Origin of the sequence: Nocardioides sp. Root682 (assembly GCF_001427795.1) — a bacterium.
Lineage (GTDB): Bacteria > Actinomycetota > Actinomycetes > Propionibacteriales > Nocardioidaceae > Nocardioides.
On the sequence record NZ_LMHJ01000003.1, the window covers coordinates 263,455 to 278,924 of the forward strand.

General features: G+C 66.2%; 7 protein-coding genes and 3 pseudogenes. All 10 read left to right on the forward strand.

Annotated features, from left to right (window positions below):
- Window positions 1-40 precede the first annotated feature (40 nt).
- The 10 genes and pseudogenes from ASD84_RS16505 to ASD84_RS16545 all read left to right on the forward strand — a co-directional run bounded on the left by ASD84_RS16505 (window position 41) and on the right by ASD84_RS16545 (window position 15,275).
- Window positions 41-1,804 (forward strand): CocE/NonD family hydrolase, encoded by a 1,764-nt coding sequence (locus ASD84_RS16505; RefSeq protein ID WP_056712848.1) that lies wholly within the window; start codon window positions 41-43, stop codon window positions 1,802-1,804.
- Between the two features lie 177 nt (window positions 1,805-1,981).
- Complete coding sequence (locus tag ASD84_RS24805; RefSeq protein ID WP_162251548.1) at window positions 1,982-2,434, forward strand: calcium-binding protein; 453 nt, start codon at window positions 1,982-1,984, stop codon at window positions 2,432-2,434.
- 144 nt (window positions 2,435-2,578) lie between these two features.
- Window positions 2,579-5,680, forward strand: coding sequence for a hypothetical protein (locus ASD84_RS16520; RefSeq protein WP_156392039.1), 3,102 nt, complete (start codon window positions 2,579-2,581; stop codon window positions 5,678-5,680).
- A 110-nt stretch (window positions 5,681-5,790) separates the two neighbouring features.
- On the forward strand, window positions 5,791-9,093 hold the full coding sequence (locus ASD84_RS16525; protein ID WP_056712855.1) for an Ig-like domain-containing protein: 3,303 nt from the start codon (window positions 5,791-5,793) through the stop codon (window positions 9,091-9,093).
- A 292-nt stretch (window positions 9,094-9,385) separates the two neighbouring features.
- Window positions 9,386-10,507 (forward strand): calcium-binding protein, encoded by a 1,122-nt coding sequence (locus tag ASD84_RS16530; RefSeq protein WP_162251549.1) that lies wholly within the window; start codon window positions 9,386-9,388, stop codon window positions 10,505-10,507.
- A gap of 65 nt (window positions 10,508-10,572) precedes the next feature.
- Window positions 10,573-10,787, forward strand: a pseudogene (locus ASD84_RS25825) (IS110 family transposase); the annotation flags it as partial.
- Window positions 10,788-11,155: 368 nt separating this feature from the next.
- Complete coding sequence (locus ASD84_RS25335; protein WP_162251550.1) at window positions 11,156-11,629, forward strand: calcium-binding protein; 474 nt, start codon at window positions 11,156-11,158, stop codon at window positions 11,627-11,629.
- A 370-nt stretch (window positions 11,630-11,999) separates the two neighbouring features.
- A pseudogene (locus ASD84_RS26190) lies at window positions 12,000-12,050 on the forward strand (hypothetical protein); the annotation flags it as partial.
- A 185-nt stretch (window positions 12,051-12,235) separates the two neighbouring features.
- Window positions 12,236-12,325 (forward strand): annotated as a pseudogene (locus tag ASD84_RS26195) (hypothetical protein); the annotation flags it as partial.
- 262 nt (window positions 12,326-12,587) lie between these two features.
- Complete coding sequence (locus tag ASD84_RS16545) at window positions 12,588-15,275, forward strand: RCC1 domain-containing protein (protein ID WP_156392045.1); 2,688 nt, start codon at window positions 12,588-12,590, stop codon at window positions 15,273-15,275.
- The last annotated feature ends 195 nt before the right edge of the window (window positions 15,276-15,470 follow it).

Here is a 15,470-nt window from a genome sequence, read left to right on the forward strand (position 1 = left end):
CGTGGTAGGAGCCATCGTTGCGAGTCTGGGGGTGGCAACGATGGCGTTCGCGCCGACCGGAGTGGCCGACCAGGACGAGACGTTCACGCAGCAGACCCTGCACTTCAAGGTGACGACGGGCCCGGACGACAAGGTCTGCGACATCGTCGGTGACGTCTACATCCCGGCGGCGGCGAGCCGCAGCAACCGGGTGCCGGCGATCCTGATCACGAACGGGTTCGGCGGCTCCAAGGACGGCCGGGCCGAGGCCGGGATCAGCAAGGCCTTCGCTCAGCGCGGCTATGTGGTGCTGTCGTACTCAGGACTCGGCTTCGGTGGATCCGACTGCGCGATCACGCTCGACCATCCGGCGTACGACGGCAAGGCCGGCAGCCAGTTGATCAGCTACCTCGGCGGCGCGCCGGGCATCGCCTACGCCGATGACGCCCACACTCAACCGGCGCCGCCGCTCGACGTCGTCATTATCGACTCCGCCGACCGCGACGGAGTGGTGCGACAGAACGACCCTCGCGTCGGGATGGCCGGCGGCTCGTACGGCGGCCAGATCCAGTTCGCGGTCGCATCGGTCGACCCTCGCCTGGACACGATCACGCCGATGGTCACCTGGAACGACCTGGACTACTCCTTCAACCCGAACGGAATCGACCGATCCAGCAACCCGAAGGCGACGCCGGGGGCGCTGAAGCTCGTCTGGGGTCTCGGCTTCACTGCCATGGGCGTGACCCGGGGAGTCGAGAACGCCGCCACGGATCCAGGCCGATTGTTCCCCTGTCCCAACTTCACGACGTTCGTGTGCCCGGCGCTGGTCACGGCCGCCGCCCTGGGCTACTTCCAGCCCAAGGACGTGGCGCTCCTGCGGGGCTCCTCCGTCGCGTCCTACATCGACAAGGTCAAGATTCCTACCCTGCTGATGCAGGGGCAGAAGGACACCTTGTTCAATCTCAACGAGGCCATCGCCACCTACGAAGCGTTGGCAGCACAGGGCACCGAGGTCAAGATGATGTGGCAGTCGTGGGGCCACTCGAACGAGGACCCGGCTCCTGGCGAGATCGATCTGGATGCACTGGACCCCGCGACGCAGTATCAGACTGGTCGCGTCGCGAACTGGTTCGACCACTACCTCAAGGGCAAGAAGGTAAGTACCGGGCCCGAGTTCGCGTACTTCCGTGACTGGGTCGAGTACGACGGCAACGCGGCGCCGGCATACGGCACGGCGTCGTCTTACCCGGTCGGGAAAGCCAAGGAATTCTATCTCTCGGGTACGTCACTCACCACGTCGAGCAATGACCTGGCGCGCCGGTCCCAGTACCTGGTGACCGCACCTGCTGGGTTGCCGACGAACTTGGCGGCGCTGGAGACGATCTCGGTCTTCGCGGACGTGCCGGTACCAGAACTCGACCTTCCGGGCACCGCGATCCATTGGGACACCGACCCTCTCGCGGCGAACCTGGACGTGGTCGGCTCCCCAAAGCTCGACCTCCAGGTGTCCTCGCCGACAGCCGCATTGACTCAGAACCTCGGTCCCACAGGCCAACTGGTGCTCTTCGCCCGCCTCCAGGACGTTGCGCCAGACGGCACGGCGACTGACATCCACCTCCTGACGACCCCCGTCCGGATCCCCGATGTGCGCGCGCCGTTCACGGTCACGATGCCTGCCTTCGTCCACCGGTTTGCCGTTGGACACCGGGTTCGGCTGGTGGTGGCTGCGAGCTCGGTGAACTACCGAGGTGGCATGACAGTGAACACGGTCTCCGTGGCATCCGGCAGCGAGAACCAGGCGCTCAAGCTCCCCGTCGTGCCCTGACTCGGCGTAGGCGTGGAGTCGGTTCTGCAACGGTTCGCACAATGGTTGGCGCCCTAGGATCTGCCGCGAAGCATCCCGGCAACCAATGGAGCGTTCATGTTCAAAGTTGTCCACGCGCCACGGTCGAGGACGAGTTCGTCCCGTATGTTCCGGTCCAGCACCAGGTTCCTTCTCGTCATGGCGTCAGCGGTCGTACTGACCTCCAGCTCACAGGCCCTGGCCGATGCGGTCGAGATACCCACAGTTCCACTGTGCGACGGACGATCGGCAACGATCGTCCTTGGGCCCAAGACCGCCGATCGAGTAGTCGGAACTCCGGGACCCGATGTGATCGTCGCCCTGAATGGCTATCACGTCATCTATGGCGGCGATGGGGACGATCGCATCTGCACCTTCGGCCCAGAGCGAGACGTGGTGCACGGCAATTCCGGCCGCGACAGGATCTTCACGGACAGTGGCGACGACCAACTCTCCGGACAGCAGGGCAACGATTACCTGTACGGCGGAGCCGGTGAGGACCTGTTGCGCGGTGGGCTGGACAAGGACGAGGCCGATGGCGGACCTGATGGCGACGTGTGTTTCAACACCGAGACGACCAGTAGCTGTGGGCGCTGGCCGTTCAAGAAATAGCCACAGGTCGAGCATCTGAGCGCGGGACCCCGACGATGTGGTCCCCGTCACAACGGATGCCGCAACGGTGCCTGATTACGGTCGCCTCAGCGACGACATTTGAAGAGTAGGTCGTCCGACTGAGGTGCGAGCGAGGAGACCGTCATGGCGCGATATTCAATGATCCCCCGAGGAACTTGGGCCGCACTGCCTGTGTCGCTCATCCTGGCCATCCTCATGGGTGCCGCGCAGCCCGCAGCAGCGACAGGTGGCCTTGCGGCGAAGGGTGTGTCGGTCCCCACCGCCGTTGCCAGCGCGCCGTGCACGAGTGGGGGATCATCGGCTGGTCTCTTCGGCCTGCTCACGCAGATCCTGCAACCGATCACCGAGGCGGCCTGCCTGCTGCGCTCGCTGCGGTACGAGTTCTACACGGTATCGGTCGCTCCCGACGGCGCTCGGATCGAACGGGTGCAGACGGCCTTCGTCGGCCTCCCCACGATGTTGAATGTCGACGGCCGGGCTGGCGCGGACCTCGTCGGGACGGTCACGGCGTCGGGCGGGCTCGACCAGCTGAGCATCACAATCAACAGGGCGGCTGGGAGTACCCAGCCCATCGCTGCCTCGGTCGAGGTCGTTGCGACCGACCCGACTGGTTCCGTCGGTGCCGAGAAGATCGCGTTCGGCTACGACCAGCGCACCGGCAACGTGCCGGCGAAGTTCCGCGCGGACCTCCAGTTGGGGAAGCTCCTCGATGCCGTTCGCCCCACGCTCGAACTGGCAGTCATCCAGTCGAACGGCGTCGGCGCGCTGAGCGGCGGCACGAACCTGATCGCAACGACCTTCGACGGCACAGCCAAGAGCCGACAGGAGAAGGTGCAGGCGGGCATCCAGTACGGCAAAGCACCTGGCGCCGCTCGCTTGTCCTATCTGATGACCGAGCCGGGCAGCTTGCAGCTGACCACGGACCGGCCCGGCCGGGTCCTTGGCAACCTGGTGTTCAACGGCGAGCAGGACGTCAAGGTCGCGGTCGACGCCCGGGACATGCCGAACGAGTTCGGCGTCGACTTCAGCCTCGACAACCCGGTCATCCGGTACACAGGCAGTAACGGAAACGGTGCGGCGCGCTCGATCGCCGCCCTCGATGTCCGGCTGGAGTCGGACGTCCCGTTGCTCGGCAGGGCAACGCAGATGCGCGCCGCGATCAAGGACCTGACCTCCGGAACCAAGATCTCCGCGAACTCCGAGGCGGGTGAGTTCAGCCTCACGACCAACGAGCCGGTGGGAGAGATCGAAGTCTTCGCCGGCGATCACCCGGAGGCTCCCGGCGACCTGCCGTCCGCTGGAAAACAGGGCGCGCGCTTTGTCGACCGCACCGGCGCCCCGTTCGTCATCGGTGCCCGAGTGCAGAGGCTCAGTGCCCTGCGCGCACAGGTGGCCGAATCCCTGATCGTCGAGATGGTGGGTCAAGGTGGACCTTTCGAGTTGTCAGGCGAGGTCGACGACCTGGAGGCCAGCGCCAACATCGATGACTTGCCCCCGGTCGCCTCCCTGTCCGTTGACACCGCGACGGCAGCTCTGAGCTACACGGGATCAGCGGTGATCGGCCGATTGCGAATCGGTCTCGAGACTGCCGAGCCAATCGTTGCCGGCGCGAACAACTTCACCCTCCTCCTCGAAGGTATTCCGACCCAGGTCGACCTACGGGCCGACCTGACGGCGGGGGCGGCGTCATTCGTCGCTAATGCGCCGATCGGACTCGTTGAGGTCAGCGCGAAGAGCCCTGATGCCACCGATGATCGACTGGACCTCGATGCCGGGCAGTCGGGCGTCGTCCTGCGCTCGAACGACGAGAACTTCTTCGTGTTCGCGCGATTGCGTGACCTGGAGAAGGTCAGCTTCACCACCGAGCCGTTGTTGGTCGAGACCTCGATGACCGCAGGGCAGGCGTTCGTTGCCGACGCCGTCATCGGATCGGACGGGGCGACACCAGCGGTCCGCGCCCGTCTCGAGGTGGACGCCCTGCCGGCCCAGCTGAAGATTGCCATCGACGATGCGAGCGGCGACACCGAGAGCGCAGTGAGGTATCGCGCCTCGGAGAGGATCGGACAGGTTGCTCTCGAATTGGAGGGGATCGAACTCCTGGAGGGCGCCAACATTGCGAAGGCGGTGATCAACGGAGTGCCCAAGGCTGTCGACATGGTCTTCCCCGCTGAGGGCGAACTTGCGTCGGTCGTCGCGGACGAGCAGATCGGGCAGGTGCGGATCGCCGCAGGCTCCGGCGATGTTGTCCTGCCAGGACGCAGCCTGGGCGATGATCCTGTCCTGAACGATCTGTTCGAGTTCATCAACCTCCCCGGCCAGAAGAGCACGGCCGCGCGGTTGACCGCTCTTCGGACGATCTCAATGAGCCTCGACCCGATCAAGCTCACGATGACCCAGGATGCGGCGAAGAATCGTGCGATCGACCTGGAGGCGCAGTTCGAGTCCGAGGCCGGGGACCTCGTCACCGTCGCCAGCACCCTCTCGAAGCCCGGATCGAGGACCTCGTTGGCGGTCGAACTGACCCCCGGCCAGCCGACCCGGCTCGTCTTCGACAACTCGGCTTTCCTGAACAGCTTCTCGCTCGACGCGCAGGGCCTGACCGGTATCCGCAACTTCAACGCGGTGTTCAAGAACGTCTCCCCGCGAATGGCGATCTGCCTGGACCCCGGCCCCGCCTGCCGTCGTACCAATCCGAACGTGATGGGTGACGGCGGCGGCGTCAGCAACGGGCGACCGTACGACGCCCTCGTCTCGATGGACTTCGAGGACTTCGGAACCCATACCCCTGGCTTCCTGCCGACCACCCTCGACGCGACGGTCGAGCTCGACGAGGGCGGCACCGCCAAGATCACCGACCTGCGGTTCGAGAACCTGAGTTTCGACTTCGGCCTCGGCCCGGACTTCAAGGGAGGCTGCACCTTCAGCACGTCGGCCTTTCCTCGGATCTACATGTTCATGGACTCGCGCAACCGGCCTTTCGTGATCAACTCGATTAAGTTCCCGCCGCTGGTCCTGGACTTCCAGATCGGCACGAACTCGCAGCCGGCCAAGGCCAGCAGCAGGATCGCCTGGCTCAAGGGCTGCCGCGATGGGCACCCGCTCCAGTTGGACCGCCGCTCAGCAGGCCAGATCGACTGCGGCGGCCGCAAGCGGATGGCCACTGCTTTCGGTGACATCTTCGACAAGGCGGTCGTCGGAGAGATCGTGCCGCTGTGCACCGACTGACGTCTCGGCTGCACACCCACCGCCTTGCCTCTCGGTTGGCCAGATCTATCCGTGTCCGGATCATGCCCGGCACCCCAGCAACAGATGTACAGCCCGTCGAGGAGGACGAGATGCAGAGCAACAGCGCAACCGCAGGTGCAGGCCCGCGATCCGGGCCCAGTCTCCGCCGCTCGACCGGCGACCGGACGCACCGGGCGCTCCTGGGCTTCCTCCTGACGGTCTTGTTCGTGGCGCTGTTGGGGACCTTCGGTACCGCTCTCGCCGGAACCGCGACGGCCGCGGTGCCAAGCGTCGAATCTGGGCTGCGTCTGTCGGAGGCAGGGAGGATCGCGACCGGCGATGCGCACAGTTGTGCCCTGAATGCCGGGGAAGTGCGGTGCTGGGGCGAGGGCGACGACGGACGCCTGGGCTACGGGAACACGCGGGACGTCGGCGCGGACAGGACCCTCGAGGACCTCCCGCCGGTGAACCTCGACGGCAACGCGACCGCGATCGCAGCGGGTGCGAAGCACACCTGCGCGCTGATGGAAGGCGGCTCCGTGCTCTGTTGGGGGAGCGGGAGCGAGGGGCAACTCGGCTACGGGAACGTGGAGAACGTCGGTGACGACGAGACCCCTGGATCTCAGATCGCTGTCTCGACGGGCCGCAACGTGAGGTCGATCGAGGCCGGGGGCAACACGACCTGTGCGGTGTTCGACAACGGCAGCGTCCGGTGTTGGGGAAGCAGCGAGTTCGGACAGCTGGGCCAGGGCAACACGCAGTCCATCGGTGACAACGAATCCCCGAGCGCAGTCCCCACCCTTGCTCTCGACGGAGAGGTCACGTCCGTCGCCGTCGGAACGCATCACGCGTGTGCGGTGTTCGCCACCGGCAGGATCCGCTGCTGGGGCAGGGGTGCGAACGGCCGGCTGGGCTATGGGGGCACCACGAGCGGCAACATCGGCGACAACGAGGGGCCCGCGCCCTCGTCCTTGCCGGGAGGTGCACCGATCTCCGGCCGCGCGATCGCCATCAGCGCGGGTGCGGGCCACACGTGTGTATTGATGGAAGGCGGAAGCGTCGCGTGCTGGGGAACCGGTGCCGACGGCCGACTCGGCTACGGGAACACCAAGGACGTCGGTGACGACGAGCGGATTAGCGACGTGGGGTTCGTTGCCCTCGGCCGCAACGCAGTCTCGATCAGTGCTGGTGGCGCGCAGACCTGTGCGCTGCTCGACAACGGTGCCGTCCGGTGCTGGGGTGCCAGCGGCGGCCGCCTCGGGCTCGGCAACCTACGAGCCGTGGGCGACGATGAGCTCCCCACCGCCGTACCTGTCCTCCGGCTCGGGGGCGATGCGTCCTCTCTCAGCGTCGGTGACGCCCACTCCTGCGCCCGGCTCGCCAACGGTGACATCCGATGCTGGGGTCTGGGCGGCTCAGGACGACTGGGCAACGCCAGCACGGCCACGGTGGGTGACGACGAGCACCCGGCAGATCTCGACGGAGTGCGTTTGCGGGTCCTGCAGGCGGCAGCGTCGATCGTTGCCGGTGGTTCGCACACCTGCGTGCTGCTCGACGACGGGACTGTGAGCTGCTGGGGCCGCGGAGCAGACGGCCAGCTCGGCTACGGCAACACCAATGACGTCGGGGACAACGAGGATCCGTGGCGCGCGGGGCGCGTTGAACTGGGCGCGTCAGCCAGAGCTTTGGCCGCCGGCGAACAGCACACTTGTGCACTGCTCACGGACGGGAGCGTCCGCTGCTGGGGACGCGGCGCCAACGGCCGGCTCGGCAGCGGCAACACGTCGAACATCGGCGACGACGAAACGCCGGCAAGCCTGCCCGCAGTGAACCTCGGAGGACCGGCGGTGGCGATCACGGCCGGCGGCATGCACACGTGCGCGATCCTCGGTAGCGGAGCCGTTCGTTGCTGGGGCCTGAACGACGTGGGGCAGCTCGGGATCGGGAGCACCGCCACGATCGGTGACAACGAAGCACCGGCCGCTGCGCCCGACGCCCGGATCGGCCTGCGGGCACGATCGATCTCAGCTGGCGCGCGCCACACCTGCGCCATACTCGCCCAGGGCGAGGTCCGATGCTGGGGCTCCGGAGCCAACGGCCGGACCGGCTATGCCAGCACCGCCAACATCGGCGACAACGAGAATCCCAGCACCAAGGAGCCGGTGCGACTCGGCGCGGGTAGGCAGGCGGCCCGGATCACCTCCGGAGGCGAACACACCTGTGCTCAGCTCGACAACGCCACGGTCCGGTGCTGGGGTAAGGGCTTCGGCGGACGGCTGGGCTACGGAAACTCCGACGACATCGGCAACAACGAACACCCCGACGCCGTCGGCGTCGTCCCGTTGGGCGCTTCGGCGAGTGCGGTGATCGCTGGCGGAACCCACACCTGCGCGATCCTCGACGACGGCAACGTGCGGTGCTGGGGCATCTCCAATGTCGGCCAACTCGGCACCGGCTCGACCGAATCCGTCGGGGACAACGAGAAGGCCAACGCACGGGGACTCGCGGGCCTGGGCTCCCGGGCAACGATGATCACCGCAGGCAAGGACCACTCGTGTGTCCTGACCGCCAACGGACGGGTCCGCTGCTGGGGCCGTGGAGCCGAGGGGCGTCTTGGCTACAACGGCGTCGACAACATCGGCGACAACGAGTCCCCGTCGGCCAAGGACCCGGTCGTGCTCTTCGACCCGGACGTGCCTCCGGTGGCGGTGGACGACGTCGCCACGGTCGCGCAGGACAGCTCCGACACACTCATCGACGTGCTGGCCAACGACGCCAATGCCGACGGTGGACCCAAGGTGGTCAGTGCGGTGACGCAACCGGCCCACGGGACGGCGACCATCGCCGCCGGCGGGACTTCGGTGACCTACCGGCCCGACGCCGGGTACTGCAATGAGCCGGGCGACGCCGCCGACGAGTTCCCGTACACGCTGAACGGTGGTTCCACGGCCACGGTGAAGGTCACGGTCACCTGCCGGCTGATCGAGGACCAGCCGCCGGCCGCTGTGGACGACGTACTGACGGTGGGCCAGGACAGCGCCGCAACCGTGGTCAATGTCGTTGCCAACGACACCGACGCCGATGGCGACCCCATCAGCGTGATCGCGGTCACTCAGGCCCAGCGCGGTGTCGTGTCGCTCTCAGGCTCGACGAAGGTGACCTACCGGCCCGACGACGGGTACTGCAACAGCCCCGACGGAACACCTGACACCTTCTTTTACACCCTGAACGGCGGGGCCACAGCCAAGGTCACCGTGACGGTCACCTGCGCTGGCGGGCCTGGCGACCCGGGCACCGACCCGGGCGCAGGGACGGGCAACCCGCTCCAGGACCTCCTGACCGGACTGGGCGGGACGCTGACTGGGTTGAGCGGCTCTCTGACCGATCTGTTGGGTGGTTTGTCCGGTCGGTAGTTCTGCCGACTCCAACGCTCTCGGCAACGCCCGTCCGTTCTACTTCGACGTGCGTTCAGCGTGATCTGGGCGCCCACTCTCGGACCGACCCTCACTTCCCACTTCTTAAGGCAACGCTATGAGTTCTTCACCCCTTCGTTTCTTCGTGCGTGACCGGGCGGCGTCCCGCGCGACGGCAGTCGGTCTGGCGGTTTGCGGTGCGTTCGCATTCACGCTCACCTCGGCGGCTGCACCTGCGTCGGCCGAGGACGGTCTGACCTGCAACGGCAAGGCCGTGACGATCCTGGCTGGGGTGTCGACGTACTGGTCGGGGACCTACGGCACTGCGGGGGATGACGTGATTCTGGTCCGCGGTGGCGGTCACCAGATCTTCGCGGGAGATGGGAACGACACGATCTGCGCTGAGTCCGATGGCGCGGTGGTGGGTGACAACATCTTCGGCGGCGCAGGCGACGACTGGATCGCGGCTGGTGCCAGCGACGACTGGATCCACGGCGAGGTTGACGACGACACCATCGACGGCGGCGCTGGCAACGACACCATCGACGCAGCCGCCGGCTACGACACGATCAACGGTGGCGCGGGTGCCGATGTCATCGACGGGGGTGTCGGCAACGACCGCATCGACGGAGGAGCCGGCAACGACGACCTCCGGGGCGACGCCGACGACGACCTGATCTACGGGGAGTCCGGCCACGACAAGTTGACCGGCGGCGACGGCAAGGACGACCTCATCGGCGACTTCGACACAAGCAAGGTCTTCGTGCTCGGCGGCTTCGAGGGCAACGACCTCCTCCACGGGGGCGACGGCACCGACCAACTGTACGGCGAAGGTGGCAACGACACCCTGTACGGCGGCCAAGATTGGGATCAACTGGAGGGCGGCACCGGCGACGACTATCTCAGCGGAGGCCCGGACGCTGACAATCTCCGGGGTGAGGACGGCAACGACTACCTCGACGGCGGCACCGATTCGGATGATCTTGAGGGCGGCGATGGCGATGACGAGCTGTATTCCCGAGCAACCAACTACTTCGGGGGCCCTGAGGAACTGGACGGCGGTGCGGGCAACGACCTGCTGGATGGCAGGCTGCCCGGTTCAGACGGCGCTGGGGCTGTCAACCTCCATGGCGGGCCTGGTGACGATCGTCTCTACGGGGGCGACGGACGGGATGACCTCGACGGCGGTGGCGGCAAGGACTACCTTTCCGGCGGCGAGCAGCAGGACCGGGTCTTCGGCGGTGCTGGTGACGACATCTTGTACGGCAACGAGGGCGCCGATGACATCCGGGGCGGCGACGGCAACGACTATCTGCATGGCGGTAGCGGCGTCATGGACCAAGGCAATGGCCAGGCCGGGACAGATAGGTGCGTGTACATCCGCGACAACCGGCAGACCAGCTGCGAAAACTGACTACCACGGCCGACGACGCCTGTCGTCGCCGGCGTCTACGTGCCTCATTTCTCCGAATGACAACTACTCCTCCCCACACCGATCTGGTTGCCGACGGGGTCCGACATATCAACCGACTCCGTGACACGCTGAGCGACTACTTTCCCGCACTGGAGCGGGTTTCGACTACGCCCACAGCCGCGGTGCGCTCGTGCTCCTGAACGACTGCCAAGCCCCCGCAGCCATGCGCCGGATCAGCCAGTCACGCCTACAGACATGGTTGGTCAAACGGAAGGTACGCAGCGAGGGCGACCAGCACGTCCAGGTTCTCATCGGTCAGGCGATCCGGCTGTGCGGCGACTGACGTCGCTTCGCCCGAAGGCCCCGTTGCAGTCAAAGGAGCTGGATGACCGTGCTCAACGGTTCTCGCAACGTCCAGCCTGCACAGTCTGCACATCGGAACGCCCTACCCAGAACACTTCAGGAGACATCCCTGTGCGACCACTTGCCGTGCTCTGTTCCCAGTTCAAGGCCGCCGCGTCACCGCCCAGCGCGAAGGTCGCCCTTGCCGCCGCGGGTATGGCCTCGCTATTGGTATTGGCCTCTGCGGCCCCGGCGCCAGCCGGAGCCGATGGCGACGACATTCTCCCGGTCGACGCGCCTCAGTGCATGGGCGAGGATGCCACCATCTACGTGGAAGGCGGTGCTCGAGTCTCTGGGACCAGCGGCGACGACGTCATCGTCGCCGTCAATGGCAGAGATGTCATTGACGCATTGGGGGGCGACGACCTCATCTGCACGTTCGGGTCGGGCTCTGACGACATTTACGGAGCCTCCGGCGACGACCGGATCTACAGCGGCGCAATGGGCGGCAACATCTATGGCGGCACTGGCAGCGATGAGATCCATGGCGGCCCCGGCAACGATCACATCTACGCCGGCGAGGGCCGCGACACTGTCTATGGAGGGGCCGGCGCCGACAACATTGACGGCGGCCGTGACGGGGACGAGTTGTACGGCGAAACCGGCGACGACCTCATGCGCGGCTACCACGGCGAGGACTCGGCCGACGGCGGCCCAGGCGGCGACAGATGCTTCAACACAGAAAGTGACACGAGCTGCGGGACAATCCGCAAGCGCTGAGCGCCGGCTCAGCGCCGTCGCCCGGCGCCAAACGAGGGCTGGGTCGGTGGTCACAACGATTGGCGCGCAACGGGCGTTGCGTAGCGTCTGTTGGGCCCGTCCAGCGGAACCGATAAGACCGACCCCTGCGAACAGAGGCGAGACTAGTTCTCGATCCGTAAGTTGTTGGGCGGCCCGGGAGGGTTGGGTCTGGCTGAGCCTTGATTGCCCTTGAGGTGGCTCCGTGGATTGGCCGCCCGGCTCCTCCTTGGTTGCCTTGGCTGCTGATTGAGATGCGCGTTCTGGTCGCTGTTTAGGATCGGTCTGCGAGTGCTTCTTCGGGCCGGCGATGTAGCCAAACGGTCGGAAGGAGAAGAACTGATGGAACCAGTATGCGGATGAGCTCCGTGGTGACGCCGGCGATGACGTGTTGCATGGTGGGAGAACCGCCGGCGTCAACGGCTACGACTACAGCACGAATGCCGACAATCTGCACGGCAGCCTGGACAACGATCTGCTGGACGGTCGAGACGTCGGCGGGAAGACCTTCCATTATGGCGAGGAGGGTGATGACCGCCTGTACGGGGCGAGGGAGGTGACCACGTCGATGGCGGTGGCGGTAACGACTACCTTTCCGGCGATGGGCAGCAGGACATTCTCTTCGGCCGGGACGGCAACGAGGGCGCCGATGCCCTCGATGCCGGCCCCCGGCAATGACTATCTGCATGGCGGCAGCGGCGTTCTGGACAAAGGACATGGTCAGGCCAGCGCGGACAGGTGCGTTTACATCCGTAACAACCGGCAGAACCAGTTGCGAAAGCTGAACACGGTTTCGACGCCGAGATCAGTAGTTGAGCGCGACCAACCGGTTGACGACGGCCAGTCGGGCTTGCAGAGCGCGGTGATCGTCCCCATCAGGGCGCCGTCGTAGGGGATCGCCGACCGAGCCGATCGATGGCTGGATGTCCCTGACCTCGAGGTGCTCGGTGAATCGGATGGAGGTGCCCTGACGAGGTTCAAGTGGTGCGAGCGCAACGGCCGGCGCAACGCCAACCAAATAGCTTCATCGTTCGGAGGGGTTCAGCCAACTCTCGAAAGGACAACGATGTCTACTTTCAGATTCCGGCCGCACACGGTCCTGGCCCTATTCGCCCTTGCATGGGCGTGCGTGGCTCTGGTGACCGCCCCGGCCCAAGCCGGAGGCTCTCAGACTGATCCAGCGGCTCGAGCCACCGCACAAGAGCAACTCGCGCTGGGTAATGCGCACACCTGCGCTATCGACGCTGGCGACGTTCGATGCTGGGGCGCCAATGAATCCGGGCAGCTCGGTTACGGACACACCGACGACATCGGAGACGATGAGGCCGCCTCCATTGCAGGCGTGGTCGATATCGGCGGTAAGGCGATAGCGATCACCGCTGGGCAACGGCATACTTGCGCCATTCGTACCGACGGTCAGGTTCTCTGTTGGGGCGATGGGCTGAGGGGCAAGCTCGGCTATGGCAACACCGACTCCATCGGCGACGATGAGACGCCCGCATCCGTGGGCCCGGTCCCTCTCGGACGGACGGCGGTGAGCATTGCCGCGGGTGATGAGCACACCTGCGCCCTGCTGAACACTGGTGAGATCCGCTGCTGGGGATGGAGCTTCTACGGCCAACTCGGCTACGCCAACACCGCGACCATCGGTGACAACGAGCTTCCCACCAGCGTGCCAGGCGTCACCCTTGGCCCGGCCAATCAGGGCCAGGCGGTCGCGGTGGTGGCAGGCGCTCACCACACCTGCGCCCTGTTGGCCACGGGACGTGTCCGGTGTTGGGGGCGCAACGGCAACGGTCAGCTCGGGCTAGGGCACAGCGGTTCGCACGTCGGAACTGTCGTCAAGCCGTACGACCCCCTGGTGAATCCCGACCCGATCGAGTTCCCGGGCGGGCGGCTCGCTGTCTCCTTGACCGCCGGCTTGGATCACACGTGCGCGGTGCTGGAGGACGGTGCAGTGTCGTGCTGGGGCGAGGGCTCCAACGGGCAGCTCGGTTACGGCAACACCACCGACATCGGCAACGACGAGCTGCCTTCGTCCGTGGGACCGGTCGTGCTGGACCATCCGGCAGTCTCGGTCAGTGCCGGAAACATCCACACGTGCACGATTCTCGCCAACGGCGCCACTCGCTGTTGGGGCAGTGGAGACTCAGGCCGGCTGGGCAGGGGCAACACCAACACGCTGCTCAACCCGACCTGGACGAGCCCCATCTCCATGGGCAACGAGGTGATCGCGATCGAATCAGGACGGAGTCATACCTGCGCCCGCCTCGCTGACGGCGGGATCCGTTGCTGGGGTGCGGGAACCTTCGGTCGTCTCGGTTACGGGAACATCGACTCGATCGGGGATGACGAGGTCCCGTCGAGCATCGCGCCGCTCGACCTCGGCGTCTCGGCGTACCCGGTGGCAGTGACTGCTGGTCTGGGGCACAGCTGCGCGCTGATCAGCAACGGCGAGGTCCGTTGCTGGGGCCGCGCGGAAGAGGGACAGCTGGGCTACGGCAACACCAACGCCATCGGTGACGACGAAGAGCCTGCTACGGCTGGCGTGGTGCAGCTCGGTAACGAGGCCAAGGCAATTTCTGCGGGGACCTTCCACACCTGCGCGGTGCTGGTCGACGGGAATGTTCGTTGCTGGGGAGATGGAGACTCGGGACGACTCGGCTACGGCAGCACCGACCCGATCGGTGACGACGAGGTGCCGACGGCGGTCGCGCCCGTGGACATCGGACAGCGTGCGGTGACGGTTGCCGCCGGATACAAACACACATGTGTCCTGCTCGCCAAGGGAAGCGTCCGCTGCTGGGGCGATGCCGCAAATGGACGCCTTGGAGATCCCTACAGCGTCGAGACCATCGGTGATGACGAAGCGCCCTCGACGGTCGCGGACCTCGGCTTCGGTGGGACCGGAGGCCCTGAGCCGGGGCTGCCGAAGGCACTGACCGTGGGCAGCGACCATGCCTGCGTGATTCTGGCAGATGGGTCGGTGCGCTGCTGGGGCAAGGGTGCCGATGGTCGACTCGGCTACGCCGACACCCAGGACGTCGGAGACGACGAGTATCCGGGCGCGACGTTCGTCAGTACGGCGCACCCGGTCAACATTGGGACGAACCAGTTGGCCGCCCGGATCGTGGCTGGCTATTCGACCACCTGCGTGCGGATGGACGATGGCAGGGTGCGCTGTTGGGGCGAGGGCGTGAGCGGTCGACTCGGCTACAGCAGCGTCGTGAACATCGGAGACAACGAGCATCCCGCCAGCGCGGGTCCGGTGCAGCTGGGAACGCTGCGGTACGGGACGATGATCTCCGCGGCAGGCGCACACAGCTGTACCACGATGGATGACGGCAACCTCCGCTGCTGGGGCAGGAACGATTCGGGCCAGCTCGGCTACAACAACACCACCGTCATCGGTGACAACGAGCACCCGACAGCGGTCGCGCCGGTCGCTTTCGGTGCGGGACGCAAGGTGACAGCCATCAGTTCGGGTACCTCGCACACCTGCGCGGTCCTCGATGACGCCACCGTCAGCTGCTGGGGTCTCGGGACCTACGGTCAACTGGGGTACGGGAACGCCGACAACGTCGGCAGCTACCAGACATCGGTCGGGGCTCCGGTCAACCTGCTCTGACGGTGTAGAACCGGAGTTCGTCAGTCGGGCTCGGACCAACGGTCCGAGCCCGACTGCTTACCAGCCGGCATCGGACTTCGCTCCCGATATGTGGGGGCCTCCCGGTGAGCGGCACCGATGCCTGGTTTGAAGGCACAGATCTAGCAGCCGGCCCGCGACCAGTGCAGCGACCCACATACATCGATCGGCGATGCC

Coding starts and splice junctions, on each gene's coding strand:
- ASD84_RS16505 (WP_056712848.1), top strand. CDS start 41: ATGGCGTTCGCGCCGACCGGAGTGGCCGACCAGGACGAGACGTTCACG.
- ASD84_RS24805 (WP_162251548.1), top strand. CDS start 1,982: ATGGCGTCAGCGGTCGTACTGACCTCCAGCTCACAGGCCCTGGCCGAT.
- ASD84_RS16520 (WP_156392039.1), top strand. CDS start 2,579: ATGGCGCGATATTCAATGATCCCCCGAGGAACTTGGGCCGCACTGCCT.
- ASD84_RS16525 (WP_056712855.1), top strand. CDS start 5,791: ATGCAGAGCAACAGCGCAACCGCAGGTGCAGGCCCGCGATCCGGGCCC.
- ASD84_RS25335 (WP_162251550.1), top strand. CDS start 11,156: ATGGGCGAGGATGCCACCATCTACGTGGAAGGCGGTGCTCGAGTCTCT.